This window comes from Bradyrhizobium sp. WSM471 (assembly GCF_000244915.1).
Taxonomy (GTDB): domain Bacteria; phylum Pseudomonadota; class Alphaproteobacteria; order Rhizobiales; family Xanthobacteraceae; genus Bradyrhizobium.
Map to the genome: position 1 here is coordinate 1,492,549 of NZ_CM001442.1, position 15,233 is coordinate 1,507,781.

A 15,233-nucleotide genomic window follows, 5' to 3' on the forward strand; every position below is an offset into this window, starting at 1 on the left:
CCAGAGCTATAGCCGCACATCTTTGGTCAGGATGCTCCCGATCGGCGTCGGGGGTGACGGCTGAATGCAGACATCCCGTCGGGACGTTTGCGACGGATGCACTTGGCGGTGCGGCTCCGAACCCTGCCTTTATGGCCGGGGTCGGGCGTGCTGCCCAGAGGCGCAACCCTTAAAAGCGCTCGGCTCGTCGCTTTGGCGAGTTTCGCCCCCCCGGCTGCAGCGGCTGTCCCGCTGCGTAGAAGGGGCGTCGAAAGCCCTGAGCCACAGAGCACCATCATGATCAGCAAACGACCGTACAGCGCCCCAGGCGCCGCCAGATTGTCATCCCCTCCGCTGATTCCGACCAGCTATCCAGACGCATCCCTGCCCGCCCGCGAGCGCACCGAACCGGGTGCCGGGTCCGCGGCTTCGTTGATCGGGACTGGATCACCAACTTTGAGTCGGAGGCTCCTTATGAAGATGTTCGTCTCGTCTGCGGCAGCGGCGGGCGCGCCAGCCGTCGCCATGAACTTGGCTCCCCATGAGCCTGTCGTCGACCACCAGGGCATTTTGGCCCGGGTTGAGCAAATCGTCGACGTGCTGCGGACCCGCTATATTTGCGAAGGCTGGCAAATGGACGAGGACGGGGCAGCGCGCGCTTTGAACTATTTCCGTCGGCATGTGGAGGGGCCCGGTTTCAAGAACGAAGACGAGGACACGCTTGAATACACTCACGTGCTGGAATTCTTCAGATCGCATGGTCAATCTCTCGATTGGGCGCACGACGGCGATCTCGCTGGAATGATTTCTAATTTTCGCACAATATGACAACGCGACCGCCGTTGTCCGCTGCCCTGGCAGCGTCACAGTAATGATGGCCGTACTCATAGTGGTCGTTTGCTGTCAGCGCTCACAGAGCGCGTTGACTCCACGGCCCCCAGCGGCTGACATTGATGAAACCTCAAAGCGCTGCAACAGATGCTACTCTGCAATAAAAACACCCATTGGTAGTCGTCCGTTAAGAAGCCGAATTGAGCGGGAGCGGACAGGCAAGCGTATGCGATAGCTGGATCAGGAAGAGGCACAAGAGTTCTCTGAGCCAGGCGAGGATACGGCGGAAGTTGTGGCCGACTGCTGAGAGCACGACGTTGGCGGCGTCGCCGGCGCGGCCTTTGAGATAGCAGCGGCCAAGGTGACCTTCGGCCTTCAGATGTCCGATGATGGGCTCGATGGCGGAGCGGCGCCGGAGCTCGCGCTTGATGGCGCCGAACACGCCGCGCTTCTGGCCCGAAATGAAGACGCGACGGGGATTTTGCGTGTCGTGGCCGCGATATCCCTTGTCGACATAGGCCCGCTCGATCGGACAGCCAGTGAGCGCCTCGGTGCGGTCGATGACGTCCCGCAGGGTATGACCGTCGTAGGGATTATCGGGCAGCGACCTGGCGTGCAGTACGAACAGGCCACCGGGCGCCCGGCGGTTGTTGGTGACGATGGAGGCCTTCACGCCGAACTCGTAAGGCGCGGCGGCCTTGCCTTTGCCGATGCATTCCACCTCCGGGGCATGGAAGGAATAAAGCTTCCAGCCGCGCTGGCGCTGCTGCTGCGAGCGGATTTGCACGGCCCGGCCAAGCGGGAGGGCGAATGCCTCCTCCAATGCCGGCTGGCCCTCGATCTTGCGGCGGATGTCGCGGATGATGCGGCCGAGCCGGCTGCGCAGAATGCGCAACTGCCGCTGATGCCGGCTGAACTGTTTGGCATGGGCGTAGCGGCCCGCCATCATCGCGGCGGCCTTGGCCACACGAGAATAGGATTGCCGCAGCCTGACGGCGTGCCTTCTCGCCAGGCGGTTGAGCCCCTTGATAGCCGCATGGAGCAGCTTGGCATCGGTCGGAAAGGTGATGGCCTTCGGCTGCACCGTGGTGTCGACGGTGACGCGCTTGAGGTCCTGGCCGCGTAACGCGCCGGCCTCGTGCGCCACCCGCAGGCTCTCCGCCAGCAGCAGCTCCAACTTGTCGCCGAGCCGCTTGCGCCAATGGCTCAGGTCCGAGCGCTCGTGCGGGAAGGCATGCTGAAAGAACTCTTGCCCGGTGAAGAACTGGAAATACGGGTCGTGAACCCAGCGCTCGCAAACACCCTCATCGGACAGCCCGTAAGTGTGCTTGAGCAACAGCAGCCCGATCATGAACCGGGTCTCGATCCCGGGCCGGCCATTCTCGCTGTAGAGCGGCGCGACCTCGCCGTCGATCCAGTCCCAATCGATCTTGCCGGCGAGCTGAACCAGCTCGTGCTTCATGTTGATGATCTGGTCCAGCCGCGCCCGGAACAGATCGTTCGATCCCGTCGTCCTGTGCTTCTTCGGTCGCATCGGCCCCTCCGATGCACCACAGAATCATGGTCCGCAGCGAAAGGGAATCCACAAACGACAATTGCAAGATTTGGGGGCCTCAAGCCCCCAATCCCTGCAATCTCAAATGCCGCCGCAACCGGAAAACTGACTCCTGCTCAATCGCTTAGAGCCTTGTTCACGGACGACTTGGTAGTCGCACGATCATCGTTATAGGATAGGCGTGGCTTTTGGGCCGTGGATTTTCCTAGCTTCAGTTGTTGTCGATCCAATTTGTCGAGAAGATCAAAAAATGCTTCGAGGGCATACTGTCGCTAAGCCGTTTTCCATAGCAACCTTACTCTCGCTAATCGCACTTGGCTGCTGGCCGGTTCTCGCCGAGCAACCTCGCCGGTCGGCGGACGCGCCCAAATTGCTTGAACGGCAAAGATATTTTTTCGGGATTACCCTCTTAAGGCACGAGCCGAAAAATGTGTCTGTGGAGCAAATGAGCCATGATGGGACACGGATTCCTTGGGCGGGCACCGCAAAGACCAATCGAGTAGTTCTGCGAGCAGGTGGCGATCCAGATCCTTCGCCCAATATTTGCCCGCCGAGGGGGATCGTCGAATTCGAAATCAGAGAAGGGCACGAACAGTTTACGTATCAACCCAATATACCGTCTCCGGTAGCAGGATGTCTTCCAAACGATTGCTCTCGACTTGTAGGGGCAACAGCCGTGACGCTGCAGCCCAAGACAGCGTACAAATGGCAAGCTCGTCTCGTGGCTATCTATGACTGGATGGAGTGCACAAACTTCGGTTGCCGCTGCACCGGCGAGGCGAATAGGTGGCCAGGATTTTGGGAAGAGATTGGCCTCCCCGTGCCCGGCTATTTCTCATTCTTTACGCCGTAGGCCCGCCATCTTGTATCGCTCGCCGTTGTGTGCCTTTGGTTCACTTACACTTTCGTTACAGGGACGAGCGCGATCCGCTGCCCCCGCTGTTTCCCAATGCGCGAAATGTGCGGGCTGCGTCGTCGCAACAGGAGCGCCATGTATGCGTTTAGGATTAACTGCAGAGCGCGCGCTTTCGTTTTCGGTACAGGCACGACGGCCCTGATGCCGGCGGCACCCGTCACCGATCTTTCGCCCGGCCAGGTCACGCCTGATCATTCCGTCCTGTGGCAAGTCGAGTTGGAGAAGGTCCTCGCCGGCGCGCCAGCGGCTACCGAGCGGTCGCTGGTTGGGTGCCTCCCGCTATGCCGGCCGGCGCGCGGCCGCAAAGGTGGACGTTGAGGGAAGCGGCTGGGCGCCGTCCTGGATAGGCGTGCTGCTAATGGCGTTGGGTATCGTCTCCGTCTTAAGCTCGAGCCGCGTGCTTCGGAAAGTTGTGCTGTTGCGCTGTTGAGGGGAAGGTAGACTCGGGGCTGTACCAGGCAGAGAAAGGCCCCAGCCCGGGCCGCGCATGAGCTGATGCGGATCAATGCTCGGGTGCATCTAACATCGTCTCCAAACGGCTGTTGCTCTGCTGCCCGCTCCGGCCCGCCGTCTTCTGCCGATTGTTCTCGCCTCTACGATTCGAAGCCTATTTCGAAGCTTCTCCACCTCTCTAAGCTCGGCGATGAGCGTTTGGAGGCGTGCGTGCACAACAGCACAGCTATAGCCCTCGCGAATATTGGTCATTACCTGCCCCGAAATATGATTTGAATTAAGCAGCTTCGATAGAACAGAACAATTGCGCAATCGCTACTTCGTGCGCTTAGTGGGCTAGAGCTGTAGCCGCCAGATGCTCCCAGTACTCTGCCTCTGCGAGCAGCTTCCAGCTTCTCTCGGGATCACGCACAGCGGCCTGTCGGCATAGCAACGCCATCGCGCGAAAGCGGCGCATAGCTTCCATCGCAAAACTCCCTGCTTCTGTTTTCCCCAACCTTATTTTTTATTATTGCGGTAGAGTCATCATGATTATTGCGCATAACTAAATTTCTCGTTCAGCGGCAGCGAGTTAAGTTCCGCCGGTGGGTCAAAGCGGAACTATTTTCGCTTTATGCTTCACGTTGGTTTCGAATCCGAGTTGGTGCGGGATAATCGCGCGCGCATTGCGTAGCTCGGCGCAATCGACCGCAGCGCCATGGAATATGCTGCGGCAGCAACATGCATGCGAAGCGGCCTGAGTAGGCATGCAATGTCGGAAGCCGAACCGACCGACCGCGGAGGGTCTTTTCTAGTTGGCCGGTTGCTGAGCACCTGAACCTTACTGGCGATCAGCCCGGCGCAAATGCCGGGCTCATTCGTCAGGCTCATTCCGCGGGACCAGCTTGAACGAACGACCAAGTGCCGAGGCGACCAAGTCTTAGCGATGCCTGGGATTTACTAGCGGCCTCGCTCGGGATTACTCCTCGAGAACGCTATCGTTTCCCTTCGGTCCCGCGATGGTCTGACGCTCTGGGACCTGCTGCGGGCGATAGCGCGACTCGCGCTCGCGGGAAATTGGGCGTTCGGACAGATTCCGGCCGATCTTAGCTTGGAGCTCGATAACATCGGTGAACACGTCGGCTTGGCGGCGCAGCTCGTCGGCGATCATCGGCGGCTGGCTCGCGATCGTGGAAATGACGGTGACCCGAACGCCGTGGCGCTGCACCGCCTCAACTAGGGACCGGAAGTCGCCGTCACCGGAGAATAGCACCATCTCGTCGATATGCGCGGCGAGCTCCATGGCATTGACAGCGAGCTCAATGTCCATGTTGCCCTTGACCTTGCGTCGACCGCCAGCGTCAATGAACTCCTTGGTCGGCTTGGTGACGACCGTGTACCCGTTATAATCAAGCCAATCGATCAGCGGACGGATCGAGGAGAACTCCTTGTCCTCGATAGTGGCGGTGTAGTAGAACGCGCGCAGAAGCGTACCGCGGCTCTGAAATTCGGTCAGCAGGCGTTTGTAATCGATATCGAAGCCGAGCGTCTTCGCTGTCGCATAGAGATTGGCTCCATCAATGAAGAGCGCAATCTTGCTTGGAGACGACATGTTGTGATCTCGGAAGGACGAAGTACCATGCTGCGGGAATATGAACCCGCCAATGAGGCGGCACTTCCAAAGCTTTCATCAAAGCCGGGTTTGCCGATGCTATACCGGGGTCCTTTAACCTTCAAACAGTTTTCCTCGACCACTCCAACTCGTACCCCTCAAAGACGAGCAAATTCCGGCTGGGGGCGTTGAGGGGCATGTTAGTCACTTGTGGATTGGGTCAGCGCTTTCGACTATTCTAGACCTGCCCGGAATTGTTGTGCACCGCAATGCCTGACCAATTCGAAGTCTTTGATATCGCCTTTGAACGGCGAGGCCGAAGGTGGACTTGGCGCGTGTGCACCCGCGAAGAGACGACCGTGATGTCAGGACGGGAGACCAGCAGAGCCGCCGCCAGATACAAAGCAGCCAGGGCGCTTTTCCTGATGCTGCTCTCGGCTCCCTATCGATCGGCGAGATCGAAGGTTTCCACCGGAGGAGCGGCTGAACGAGCAAAACAGTCGTCCGACCAATCCCAGCGACGAAGGCTGGCCTCCTAGCAACGAACTCAAAACGCCGCATACGCTGTAGACGAACGCACGATCCGCGCGGCATTCATGGCGTCGTGATCAATCCGCTATCCGTCGCCACTATCCAGCGGTTGCCCCAACGCACGATAGAGTCGATGCGCCCAATGCCGAGGACTGTGTCGCCGCGCATTCCGATCCGAACGCCAGCAGGCCCAGCGAGAACCGCCGTCCCACCTCGAACATCTAGAATGGTCCACCCCTCAATCGTCGTCGGCGTTGTGTCCGGCGAGGGTGTGAGAGGCGCTCTGGGCTCTATCGAGCCGGTCACAGTCACATCTGCTTGGATGGTCGGAGAACGCCTGCTTGAAAACTCCGCGGACTGGGCCCCGTCCGACCATCTGGCCAGAGGCTTCGGAGCAACGCTCGCGACGACTGTCGAGGGTTGCCCCAAAGCAGGTCCGCGCCCGGATCCTTGTAGCTCATCCCGTGCCGAAGGGTGTTGTAAAATAGGACCGCGATCTTGCGAGCGGTCGCCGTCACGGCCTTCGCCTTGCCCGCACGTGAGGACAGCCGACGATAGAATGCCCCGAGCGCCGTATCGCTTCGCCCAACCGTAGTGGCTGCCAGCCGCAACAGCGCGGCTGCTCGACTGGAGGACCTCCGTGTACGCGAGGACAGTACCTTACCACCAGAGACCTTGTTGCCAGGTGCGAGGCAGAGCCAGGAGGTGAAGTGCTTAGCGCTTGGCCATGCCTTCAGGTCCGTCCCGCACTCGCCGATGAGCTTCAATGCGAGTGACGGACCCAACCCATGGATCTCAGTCAAATCAACGCCGACCACGCCGTACAGCGCGGCTCTGACATCGAAGGTGGGCGCGTTGACCTGCTTGGTCTTGATGCGTGCTCTGGATAGCTTTGCGACAGGTTTTTCCGTTTTGGGGCTCAGCCCTGCGATTAGGACTTCGAGTTCGCGGTCGCAATCCAACATCTTTGCCTGATAGGTGTCGTAAAGTTCCAACGATTGAGTCAGGGCGAAGACATGTTCCTCCCGGTCGTTGCCAACCAATGCTGCGCGGATTGTCTCAGTCGAAGAATGGCACCGGACGTCCCGGTAGGTTGCCAACACGTCGGGATTGCGCTCGCCTCCAACAATGGCGCGAATGATCCGCATGCCCGTCGCACCGGTGATATCCGAGACGACATGATGGAGTTGGAGGTTCATCTCCATCAGGGCCTTCTGCATATGCTGGATGTGGGCGGCAGCATATTCCACAAGCCGCTCCCGCTGGCGCAGATAGGCCGCAGGGTCGCAATCTCGGTATCAGGTCGGAAGCTGACACGTAACAGGCCGTAGGCATGAAGCTGGCGCAACCACGCGGCATCACTCACATCGGTTTTGCGTCCGGGCACGTTCTTGGCGTACCGCGCATTGACCAGAATGACATCAAAGCCGCGCTGCTCTAGGATCTCGTAGACCGGGATCCAGTAGACCCCAGTCGATTCCATCGCAACACTGGTCACGCCGCAAGCCTTAAACCAGTCCGCCAGATCATGCAGGTCTGAAGTGAACGTCCCGAACGTGCGCACCGGGATGTCCACGCTGGCCGGGTTCACCGCGGCCATGTGCATCTTCGAACCAATGTCGATGGCTGCGGCACCAGAGTTGACCGGCTTCAACTCCGGGCGGTTATCAGTCGTCGTCTTGGGCATAGCATCCTCCCTTCAATCGTGAGCAGGAGGGTCTGGGTTATGCCAATCGTCATCTTCCTAATCGGGATCGTCGCCGGAGCGGCGTCACCACTCTCAAGCCCGCATGAACCCATGGACCACGTTTTTTAACGGGGATTGCGCCTCCAATAAGCTGACGGCCGCTACCCTCCCTGCCGCAGAGAATAGCACAAGGTCGTTTCTACCCCGCGCAGGCGTGCAACGGCTCTGGACAGTTTTTTAGAATGTCGCGCTCCATACGCAGCCGCTCGTTCTCCTGGCGCAGGCGGGAGATCTCCGAAGCCTGGTCCGCCGACATCGGCGTCGCCTGCGTGGTGGAGTGCCACGCCGCCGATGCCGGCTCCTGCCGGAGCTTATCTACCCAGCGTCGCAATACCGAGTCGCGCAGACCGAGCTCCTTGGCAACCGCCCCGATCGAGCGACCGCTCGACACCACCAGTTCGGCGGCCTGGCGCTTGTACTCCTCAGTAAACGACCGACGTTGACGTTCCATTCGACACCTCCGGGCTCAACGAGCCTACTACAGGTGTCCACCCATTCGGAGGAGGTTCAGTTTCTTGAGTGCCGCAGTCTCCTGAGTGATCTGCTCCTTCAGCTTTTAAGCTCGTTATCTATCGATGTTTTTTCAGCGACGAGTTCAGTTATGCGCTTTAGCCTGTCCACTATAGTTCTCCTATGTGCAGGGTTTTTCCACCGCATTGGTACCAAGGCTGTTCGAAGGCCCAGCCTTTATCGAAGGGCTGCAGTGTGTTGCCCGTGATCGTTGGAAACGTTTCGAATGCAAAGTGGTTGAGAAAGCGCGGCGCGATCGACGCCAGCAGCTCCATCATGCTTTCGCAGAGAAGCAAGCTGGAGTATGCAGATTGGCGCCGAGCGCCGCAAAAAACCGAGCTCAAGTCGGAATGAAGCTGAGGTGGACGCGCAGCTGAGCCCAAGCGAAGCTCCGCGGACCAGAAAGATAGCGGTTCAAGTTTCAGACAGCATTTTGCTGACCGCCCGGGGATGCGCGAGAGCGTCGTCGCCCAGGCGGCTCTTGAGCGCTTCCTGGATCGGGCCGCCTATGGATGCTTTTGTTTACGCGGCCATCGATCGGAATGAGCAGGTGCTCAACTTCTGCATTTCGGGTGGGCTTTCCTCGTCCGGTACGGGACGGGGTGAATTCTCGAGCAATGGCCGGAAGGAAGGACACTATCCCTCAATCCCCCTTGGCTCAAAAAGTTATATTAGAAATATCAGATCGCACGCAAGCGCAAGTCGACGGGCCAAAGCAGGTCAGTTCACGTCGTGATCCCGAGCGCCGAAATGGTCATCCTGGAAGCCGATCAGGACGTGGACTGGTGAACTCGACCTTGTGCTGGCTGACTTCCCGCCTCGTCGGTCAACAGGCGCGTCAAGAACCTCCAACCGACTGATTGCCTGAGAAGCTCCAAGCAGCTGGTCGGATATGCGACATGCGTCGCGAGCTCGACAGGAACGATACAAAAATGCGTAATTTCAATGAGCGCTGGCTGGCATGCGACTTGCTATTTTCTCCGCAGAGCCAGGTAAAGCGAGCTTGAGCAATGACCAGTCTGACTGAGAGCGCAAGTCAAGTCGGTGCGGCGAACCTGCTGAGCGTCGGTTCGCGGGCCCCCTCGATCAAAATCGAGAACTGGCTACGCGGCCAGCCCGTTAGAAAGTTCGAACGTGGGAAAGTATATATCCTCGAATTTTGGGCGACGTGGTGCGGACCATGTATCGCCTCGATGCCAAATCTGGTGGTCCTGCAAGACAAATACAGGAACAACGGAGTTGAGGTGGTGGGCATCGCGGCTCACGAACAAGCTTCGACGGAAAATGAAGCGCGAGCCAGCTTGGACGCCTGGTTGACAAAAAGCTTGTCAAATCTGAACTACGCGATCGCATTCGACTACGCCGGCGAAATGAACAAGCTTTGGCTGGATCCAAGCTTTTCTGTCGGGATTCCCACGTCATTCGTCGTTGACCGTGACGGCCACATCGCCTTCATTGGCCATCCGACGCAGCTCGATCATGCCTTGCCCAAAATTCTGAACGGATCCTGGGCAATGAGCGATGACGCCAAAGCGCTGGATGCGGAAAGGATAAACACGGGCCGACGCCGAAAGCGTGAACTATCGCAGAAGAGAGCTCTGGTGGAGCCGATCTTTGCCAGACTTGAGCCCGCCATGAAGAGAAAGGATTGGCCGACAGCCCTTTCAGCTATCGAGGAGGCCCTCGCGGCGATGCCGGACGAGGTCACCTTCCGTGGGCTTCACGCGGAATTGTTGCTTCACAAGATACACGACCTGGGGGCTGGCCTGCCGGTGTTGCGCGAATTAGTTCGCGACGCGATCGAGAAGAAGTCCGTGGTTTGGATGAGCGTCGCGATCCGCCAACTGTTCGACCCCGCGAAAGACTACTCCGATTTTCCACATGCGGAGCGCTTTGCCATGGGCAAGGAGCTCTCCGAACACATCCTGACGGCGAATCCGCCCCGAGGCAGCGACGGCGCGAAGTTCCTGTCGTACGGGGCGGTCGCTCAGTACTATTACGAGACCGGTAAGAGGGACCGCGCGATCGAATTGGTCGAGGTGGCGCTGAAGTGGCTGGATGCAGCGCCTGCCTCGGATCTAGCGAAACGGGACGTCGTGCAGTGCTATCTCCAGGCTTTGGCGAGCTACAGGAGTGAGAAGCTCTCTTACGAGGAGTGCTGTTCAGCCCCGCAAAACACGGCTCTCGAAAAAACCGGAACCGAGATCGCCAAGGGAGGCGGCGTGAGCAATGCTTGACATGTCTTTTCGGCCTCGTGGTTTTTGCGATCGAAATCGAAGCCTCTTGGGAATGTCGGGGCATTCACATGAAGTGAGGACAGGAGGCGCGAGCCGGTGAACGCAGGCGAGGCCGCACCACCATAAGTTCTTTATGGCGAATGTTTCCTAAAGGTTGGTCGCGCTCCGACGCGATAGCGGTGAGAGTGCCTGCTGAAGTGAAGAGTGGTCGGCGGCTGCTAAGATTGGCGTCCTAGAAGATGCTGGATGGCATCTTCGAACAACTAAAAAGATAGAAATGGGTGGTGACGCTGATGCTTTCCAGCTCTCAAGGAAGCTTTCTCAACTTTCTATCGCTGCTCTCGGAAGCGGTTCAGAACTTCGTTCTGCTTGGAGGGCAAGCCGATTCGGGAGAGGCGCCAGTCCGTGGCTCTGGACTGTGCTGTTCGGAGCCGTCAGATTCCCCTGCGCCCGCCAGTGAAGGAACACTGAGCGAAGCTGTACCTTCATTGAGCGGCCTCTTTGCGAGCACGGCGCCGGGTCGAGCATGATGTACAATCAGCGCCAGCGCCGCTCTGTCAAAGCCGCCGCCCTGTTCCGGAAATCTGGGCCCTGGTACAAAGTGCTTTACGTCCAGGTACTCATAGCGATCCTGATTGGCATTCTCGTTGGCTGGCTATGGCCCGTTGTGGGGACGAGTAGCTGGGTCAAAGCGCTTGGTGATGGGTTCATCAAGCTGATCAAGATGGTGATCGCACCGATCATCTTCTGCACTGTTGTCTCCGGAATTGCGCATGTTCAGGATGCACGAAAGGTCGGCCGAGTCGGCGTCAAGGCGCTACTTTACTTCGAGATCGTATCAACCTTCGCGCTCGTCCTGGGTCTTTTGATGGGCAATCTCGCTCAGGTCGGTCATGGGCTCGCTCCCAAGGGGGATGCCGCGGCCGTAGCCAACTACGTTAAGACGGCGGAAGCGCAGAAGACGGTCGATTTCCTCCTCAATATCATTCCGGATAGTGTAGTTGGCGCCTTGGCCCGAGGTGACGTGCTCCAGGTGCTACTGTTTGCCATCCTATTCGGGTTCTCGCTGATGGCGCTTGGGGAGGGGGGTGAGCGGATGCGCGGTCTGGTTGACGATGCTGCACAAGCGGTGTTTGGAGTCATTAGGATCGTAATGAAGGCAGCGCCAATCGGGGCGTTCGGCGCCATGGCCTACACTATCGGCGAATTCGGACCGTCCGCGCTCGGTAAACTCCTCGGATTGGTTGCCCTGTTTTATGTGACAGCCGGGCTCTTCGTGATCATTGTGCTTGGCCTGATCGCGCGGTTGGTAGGCTTTTCTATTCTAAAGTTCATCAGGTACATCAAGGATGAGCTGCTGATCGTGCTCGGAACATCGTCGTCCGAAAGCGCGCTGCCGCAGTTGATGGAAAAACTGGAACGGCTCGGCTGTTCGAAGGCGGTCGTTGGCCTGGTGGTGCCGACAGGATACTCTTTCAATTTGGATGGCACCAACATTTACATGACGTTGGCGACGTTGTTCATCGCGCAGGCGCTCGGGGTCGATCTCAACTTCGGCCAGCAGCTCACGATACTCATTGTGGCAATGCTCACCTCGAAGGGCGCAAGCGGTGTTACCGGTGCTGGCTTCGTCACCCTGGCCGCAACGTTGACGGTGGTCAGTCCTGAGCTTGTCCCAGGCATTGCGATCGTATTCTCGATCGACAAGTTTATGAGCGAGGTGCGCGCGCTTACGAACATTATCGGGAACGGTATTGCCGCGGTATTTGTGTCTTGGTGGGAAGGCGAACTCGACCATGTTTCGCTACACGCGCAACTCAAGTAGATGCGCGAGCTCAGCTCGGCCCTGCGACGGCCAATGCCGTCGCCTACAGAATGCTTCGGGCCAGAAGAGTCGCTGTTCAATCCGGTCCGGGAAAGCTAGCAAAAGCCGTTGAGATTTTCCGAGCTTATTGCAATTGCGGACCAGAAACTCACTATTTGAACTCCTGCATATTGCGTTGACAATTTCGTGCAGTAGTGGGCCTGCCTGATTCTGGGGAAATGGTGCAGGTGTTACTACGCTTGCGGTGGTGTACCAGACCAGCCTTTCGACGTGGGTGTTTGCGGGCTAAGCTTCCTCAAAAGATTGCGGGTGGGATCTCAATCGATGCCCACGTGGGCGAACGACAGTGGTTCAGGAGAAGCAACAAGCCTGAGCAAAGGTCGTTACCGCGAGAGGCGTAAAAATCGTAAAAGCGGGTCATCAGTCATTGCTGATTTCTCGCCTCGCCGTCGGCGGGTCGGCGTGTCAAGCCAGCTCTTTTCAAATACGTCTTCTTCTACGCTAGGCTACGAACGGCACATTCCCTTTGTTGCGGTAATCTAAGACCTAGCTTTTATTGCCTCGGCGTGGGGGCAATCGTGGCGATCCATTCTTTTGATTCAGAAGCGAACTTGCGCGCAGCGCGTATGCTGCGTACCGCGCTGGGGCGTGCGATCGCAGGATATTTGGAAGATCCGGCAACCGTCGAGGTGATGCTCAATCACGATGGCCGATAGTGGATCGACCGACTGTCGAGCGTGCTTACGGATACTGGCGAGAATATATCCCCTCTGATGGAGAGCGAATTATCCGCGTGGTGGGTCACTACGTGTGTGCCGAGGTTCATCCGGGGAGCCCAAGGATTTCTGCCGAGCTGCCCGAGACGGGAGAGCGATTCGAGGGGCTGCTGCCGCCGGTCGTTGCCGCGCGCGATCCGAAAGCCGGCGGTTGCCGTGTTCAGCCTCGAGGATTACGTCGCGGTCGGCATCATACCGCCGGATTAGCCCGGTGCATTGAGGGATGCAGTTCGCGCGCGCGACAACATTCTGGTCGCCGGCGGCACCCAGACCGGCAAGACGACACTGACCAATGCCCTTCTCGCCAAGGTCGCTAAAACGACTGATCGGGTCGGTCTCATCGAAGCTACGCGTGAGCTTCAGTGCTTGGCGCCAAACCTCTGGCGCTCCGCACGAAGGACGGCTTGATCTCGCTCTCCGACCTGGTCCGTTCGTCGCTCCGTCTGAGCCCCGATCGAATTCCCATCGGTGACGTGCGCGGAGCCGAAGCGCCCAATTTGCTCGAGGCTTGGGGCACAGGACATCCTGGCGGAATCGGTACGATCCATGCCAGAACGGCGCTCGGGGCGTTGCGTCGTCTTGAGCAGCTCGTCCAAGAAGCTGTTGTCACAGTCCCGCGTCCGCTTATCGCCGAAAAAATCAACGTGATCGCGGTGCTCAGCGGCCGCGGCGCCGAGCGCCGCTTGAGCGAGCTCGCCCTCGTTAACAGGCTTAGGAGCATCAGGTGATTACAGCCTTTCTGCAATTGGAGACCGGTCATGACGATGCCTTCATTTCTCCGCCGCGCCAGCATTCCGGCCACGGCCATGTGGCCCTTTGGCTGAGCAGTCTCCCGGTTTGGGCCGCTGGCTCAAACATGCCGTGGGAGCAGCCGCTCAATCAGATTTTGCAGTCGGTCGAGGGTCCCGCCGCCAAGATTATCGCCGTCATCATTGTCATCGTATCGCTCGCTTTGGCGACACGTCTCGTAGCATTCGTCGCCTGGTTCAGATCGTTTTCGGTCTGTCCATTGCCTTTGCGGCATCAAGCTTCTTTCTGTCCTTCTTCTCCTTCGGCGGCTGCGTGGTGATCTGATGGAGGAGCCTACCGCAGGCTTTGTCGCGCCCGTGCAACGTGCGCTCACCGAACCGATCCTGATGGCGGTGCGCCGCGCGCGGTGGCGACACGATAGCGGCTGCACTCGGTTTTGGGCTGCGCCTGTGGGTTTCCGGCCTTCTTTTCTGGCTCATCGGCCACGTGGCCGACGTCTGGGCCGCAAAACGCGATCCTGATTTCGTGGAAGTCGTGCGCCGGCACGTTCGCATTCCAAGCCACCTCAGCTCCTAGAGACGCCTATGAATCTTGCCGAATATCGCCGTTCAAACTCACGTCTTCCCGACTTCCTGCCTTGGGCGGCCCCGGTGGATGAGGGCATCATTCTCAACAAGGATGGCTCGTTTCGCCGGACGGCAAGGTTCCTGGACCAGATCTAGATAGTGCTGTTCCGGCTGAACTCGTCGCCGTCGCCGGGCGACTCCACAATGCGCTCCGGCGGCTAGGCTCTGGCTGGGCCATTTTCGTCCAGGCGCAGCGTCATTCGGCCAGGCTTTATCCTGCGAGTACTGTTCCGAATGCGGCGTCAAGCCCGGTCGACGCTGAGCGGAAAGCGCAATTTGAAGAGGCGGGTGCTCATTTTGAATGAAGCGCTACCTGACTTTTCTTTATTTACCGCCGGCGGAGGGGGGCGCCACGCGGGCAGTTATCGCACGGGCGCCGCGGATGCACGAGAGGTGCTGGGCGGCTTCATCGACCGGACCAACCGCGTCTCGCAGCTTGTGGAAGTGTTTATGCCGGAATGCAGCTGGCTCGATGATGAGGCAACGCAGACCTACCTGCACTCGACGATCTCGACCCGGCGGCATCGGGTTCGTGTCCCTGAGATCCCCATGTATCTCAACGCGCTACTTGCCTAACAGCCGCTCACGGGTGGGCTCGATCCGATGCTGGGCGAGGCGCATCTGCGCGTTCTGACGATCGTGGGCTTTCCGACCGCGACCACTCCCGGGATTCTCGACGACCTCAATCGGTTGCCTTTTCCATATCGCTGGTCGACCCGGGCCCATCATGCTCGACAAAGCGGATGCTTTAAGGCTCCTGACTCGGACCCGACGGCAATGGTTCGCCAAGCGGAAGTCGATCGCCGCGATCCTGAAGGAGGTGATGACGAATGAGGCTTCAAGTCTTCTCGATAGTGATGCTCACAACAAGGCGATTGATGCAGATAGCGCGCTCGGATCAGATCG

The 15,233-nt window shown here is 58.8% G+C and carries 7 protein-coding genes and 5 pseudogenes; 7 read left to right on the top strand and 5 right to left on the bottom strand.

Features of this window, described 5'->3' with window-relative positions; genetic code table 11:
* Nucleotides 1-453 precede the first annotated feature (453 nt).
* Nucleotides 454-807 carry a hypothetical protein gene (locus tag BRA471DRAFT_RS06790; protein ID WP_007605689.1) on the top strand — a complete coding sequence of 118 codons (354 nt, stop codon included), beginning with the start codon at nt 454-456 and terminating at the stop codon, nt 805-807.
* A 190-nt stretch (nt 808-997) separates the two neighbouring features.
* On the opposite strand, the gene BRA471DRAFT_RS06795 is transcribed toward BRA471DRAFT_RS06790, so the two are convergent.
* The 5 genes and pseudogenes from BRA471DRAFT_RS06795 to BRA471DRAFT_RS37965 all read right to left on the bottom strand — a co-directional run bounded on the left by BRA471DRAFT_RS06795 (nt 998) and on the right by BRA471DRAFT_RS37965 (nt 8,391).
* Nucleotides 998-2,344, bottom strand: coding sequence for an IS5 family transposase (locus BRA471DRAFT_RS06795; protein WP_007605691.1), 1,347 nt, complete (start codon nt 2,342-2,344; stop codon nt 998-1,000).
* A gap of 2,348 nt (nt 2,345-4,692) precedes the next feature.
* Nucleotides 4,693-5,325, bottom strand: coding sequence for an NYN domain-containing protein (locus tag BRA471DRAFT_RS06800; protein WP_007605695.1), 633 nt, complete (start codon nt 5,323-5,325; stop codon nt 4,693-4,695).
* A 965-nt stretch (nt 5,326-6,290) separates the two neighbouring features.
* Nucleotides 6,291-7,543: pseudogene (locus BRA471DRAFT_RS40165) on the bottom strand (IS110 family transposase); the annotation flags it as partial.
* Nucleotides 7,544-7,742: 199 nt separating this feature from the next.
* The gene (locus tag BRA471DRAFT_RS06810) at nt 7,743-8,054 is read right to left on the bottom strand and encodes an IS3 family transposase (RefSeq protein ID WP_007605696.1); all 312 of its coding nucleotides are present in this window, start codon (nt 8,052-8,054) and stop codon (nt 7,743-7,745) included.
* Between the two features lie 169 nt (nt 8,055-8,223).
* Complete coding sequence (locus BRA471DRAFT_RS37965; RefSeq protein WP_157233986.1) at nt 8,224-8,391, bottom strand: hypothetical protein; 168 nt, start codon at nt 8,389-8,391, stop codon at nt 8,224-8,226.
* Between the two features lie 732 nt (nt 8,392-9,123).
* On the opposite strand from BRA471DRAFT_RS37965, the gene BRA471DRAFT_RS06815 reads away from it, so the two are divergent.
* From BRA471DRAFT_RS06815 to BRA471DRAFT_RS06835, 6 genes and pseudogenes are all read left to right on the top strand, one after another.
* Nucleotides 9,124-10,350: a TlpA disulfide reductase family protein gene (locus BRA471DRAFT_RS06815; RefSeq protein ID WP_007605697.1), complete on the top strand. Its 1,227-nt coding sequence runs from the start codon at nt 9,124-9,126 to the stop codon at nt 10,348-10,350.
* A gap of 529 nt (nt 10,351-10,879) precedes the next feature.
* On the top strand, nt 10,880-12,175 hold the full coding sequence (dctA, locus tag BRA471DRAFT_RS06820) for a C4-dicarboxylate transporter DctA (protein WP_007605698.1): 1,296 nt from the start codon (nt 10,880-10,882) through the stop codon (nt 12,173-12,175).
* 626 nt (nt 12,176-12,801) lie between these two features.
* Nucleotides 12,802-13,713: pseudogene (gene trbB, locus BRA471DRAFT_RS06825) on the top strand (P-type conjugative transfer ATPase TrbB).
* A gap of 46 nt (nt 13,714-13,759) precedes the next feature.
* Nucleotides 13,760-14,025, top strand: a pseudogene (locus tag BRA471DRAFT_RS36275) (TrbC/VirB2 family protein).
* Nucleotides 14,025-14,277, top strand: a pseudogene (locus BRA471DRAFT_RS39390) (conjugal transfer protein). Before BRA471DRAFT_RS36275 ends, BRA471DRAFT_RS39390 begins: the two co-directional pseudogenes overlap by 1 nt.
* A gap of 8 nt (nt 14,278-14,285) precedes the next feature.
* Nucleotides 14,286-15,231: pseudogene (locus BRA471DRAFT_RS06835) on the top strand (conjugal transfer protein TrbE); the annotation flags it as partial.
* Between the last annotated feature and the right edge of the window lie 2 nt (nt 15,232-15,233).

Excerpts from the sequence above, each read along its gene's own strand:
- BRA471DRAFT_RS06790 (WP_007605689.1), top strand. The coding sequence starts at position 454 with ATGAAGATGTTCGTCTCGTCTGCGGCAGCGGCGGGCGCGCCAGCCGTC.
- BRA471DRAFT_RS06795 (WP_007605691.1), bottom strand. The coding sequence starts at position 2,344 with ATGCGACCGAAGAAGCACAGGACGACGGGATCGAACGATCTGTTCCGG.
- BRA471DRAFT_RS06800 (WP_007605695.1), bottom strand. The coding sequence starts at position 5,325 with ATGTCGTCTCCAAGCAAGATTGCGCTCTTCATTGATGGAGCCAATCTC.
- BRA471DRAFT_RS06810 (WP_007605696.1), bottom strand. The coding sequence starts at position 8,054 with ATGGAACGTCAACGTCGGTCGTTTACTGAGGAGTACAAGCGCCAGGCC.
- BRA471DRAFT_RS37965 (WP_157233986.1), bottom strand. The coding sequence starts at position 8,391 with ATGATGGAGCTGCTGGCGTCGATCGCGCCGCGCTTTCTCAACCACTTT.
- BRA471DRAFT_RS06815 (WP_007605697.1), top strand. The coding sequence starts at position 9,124 with ATGACCAGTCTGACTGAGAGCGCAAGTCAAGTCGGTGCGGCGAACCTG.
- dctA (WP_007605698.1), top strand. The coding sequence starts at position 10,880 with ATGTACAATCAGCGCCAGCGCCGCTCTGTCAAAGCCGCCGCCCTGTTC.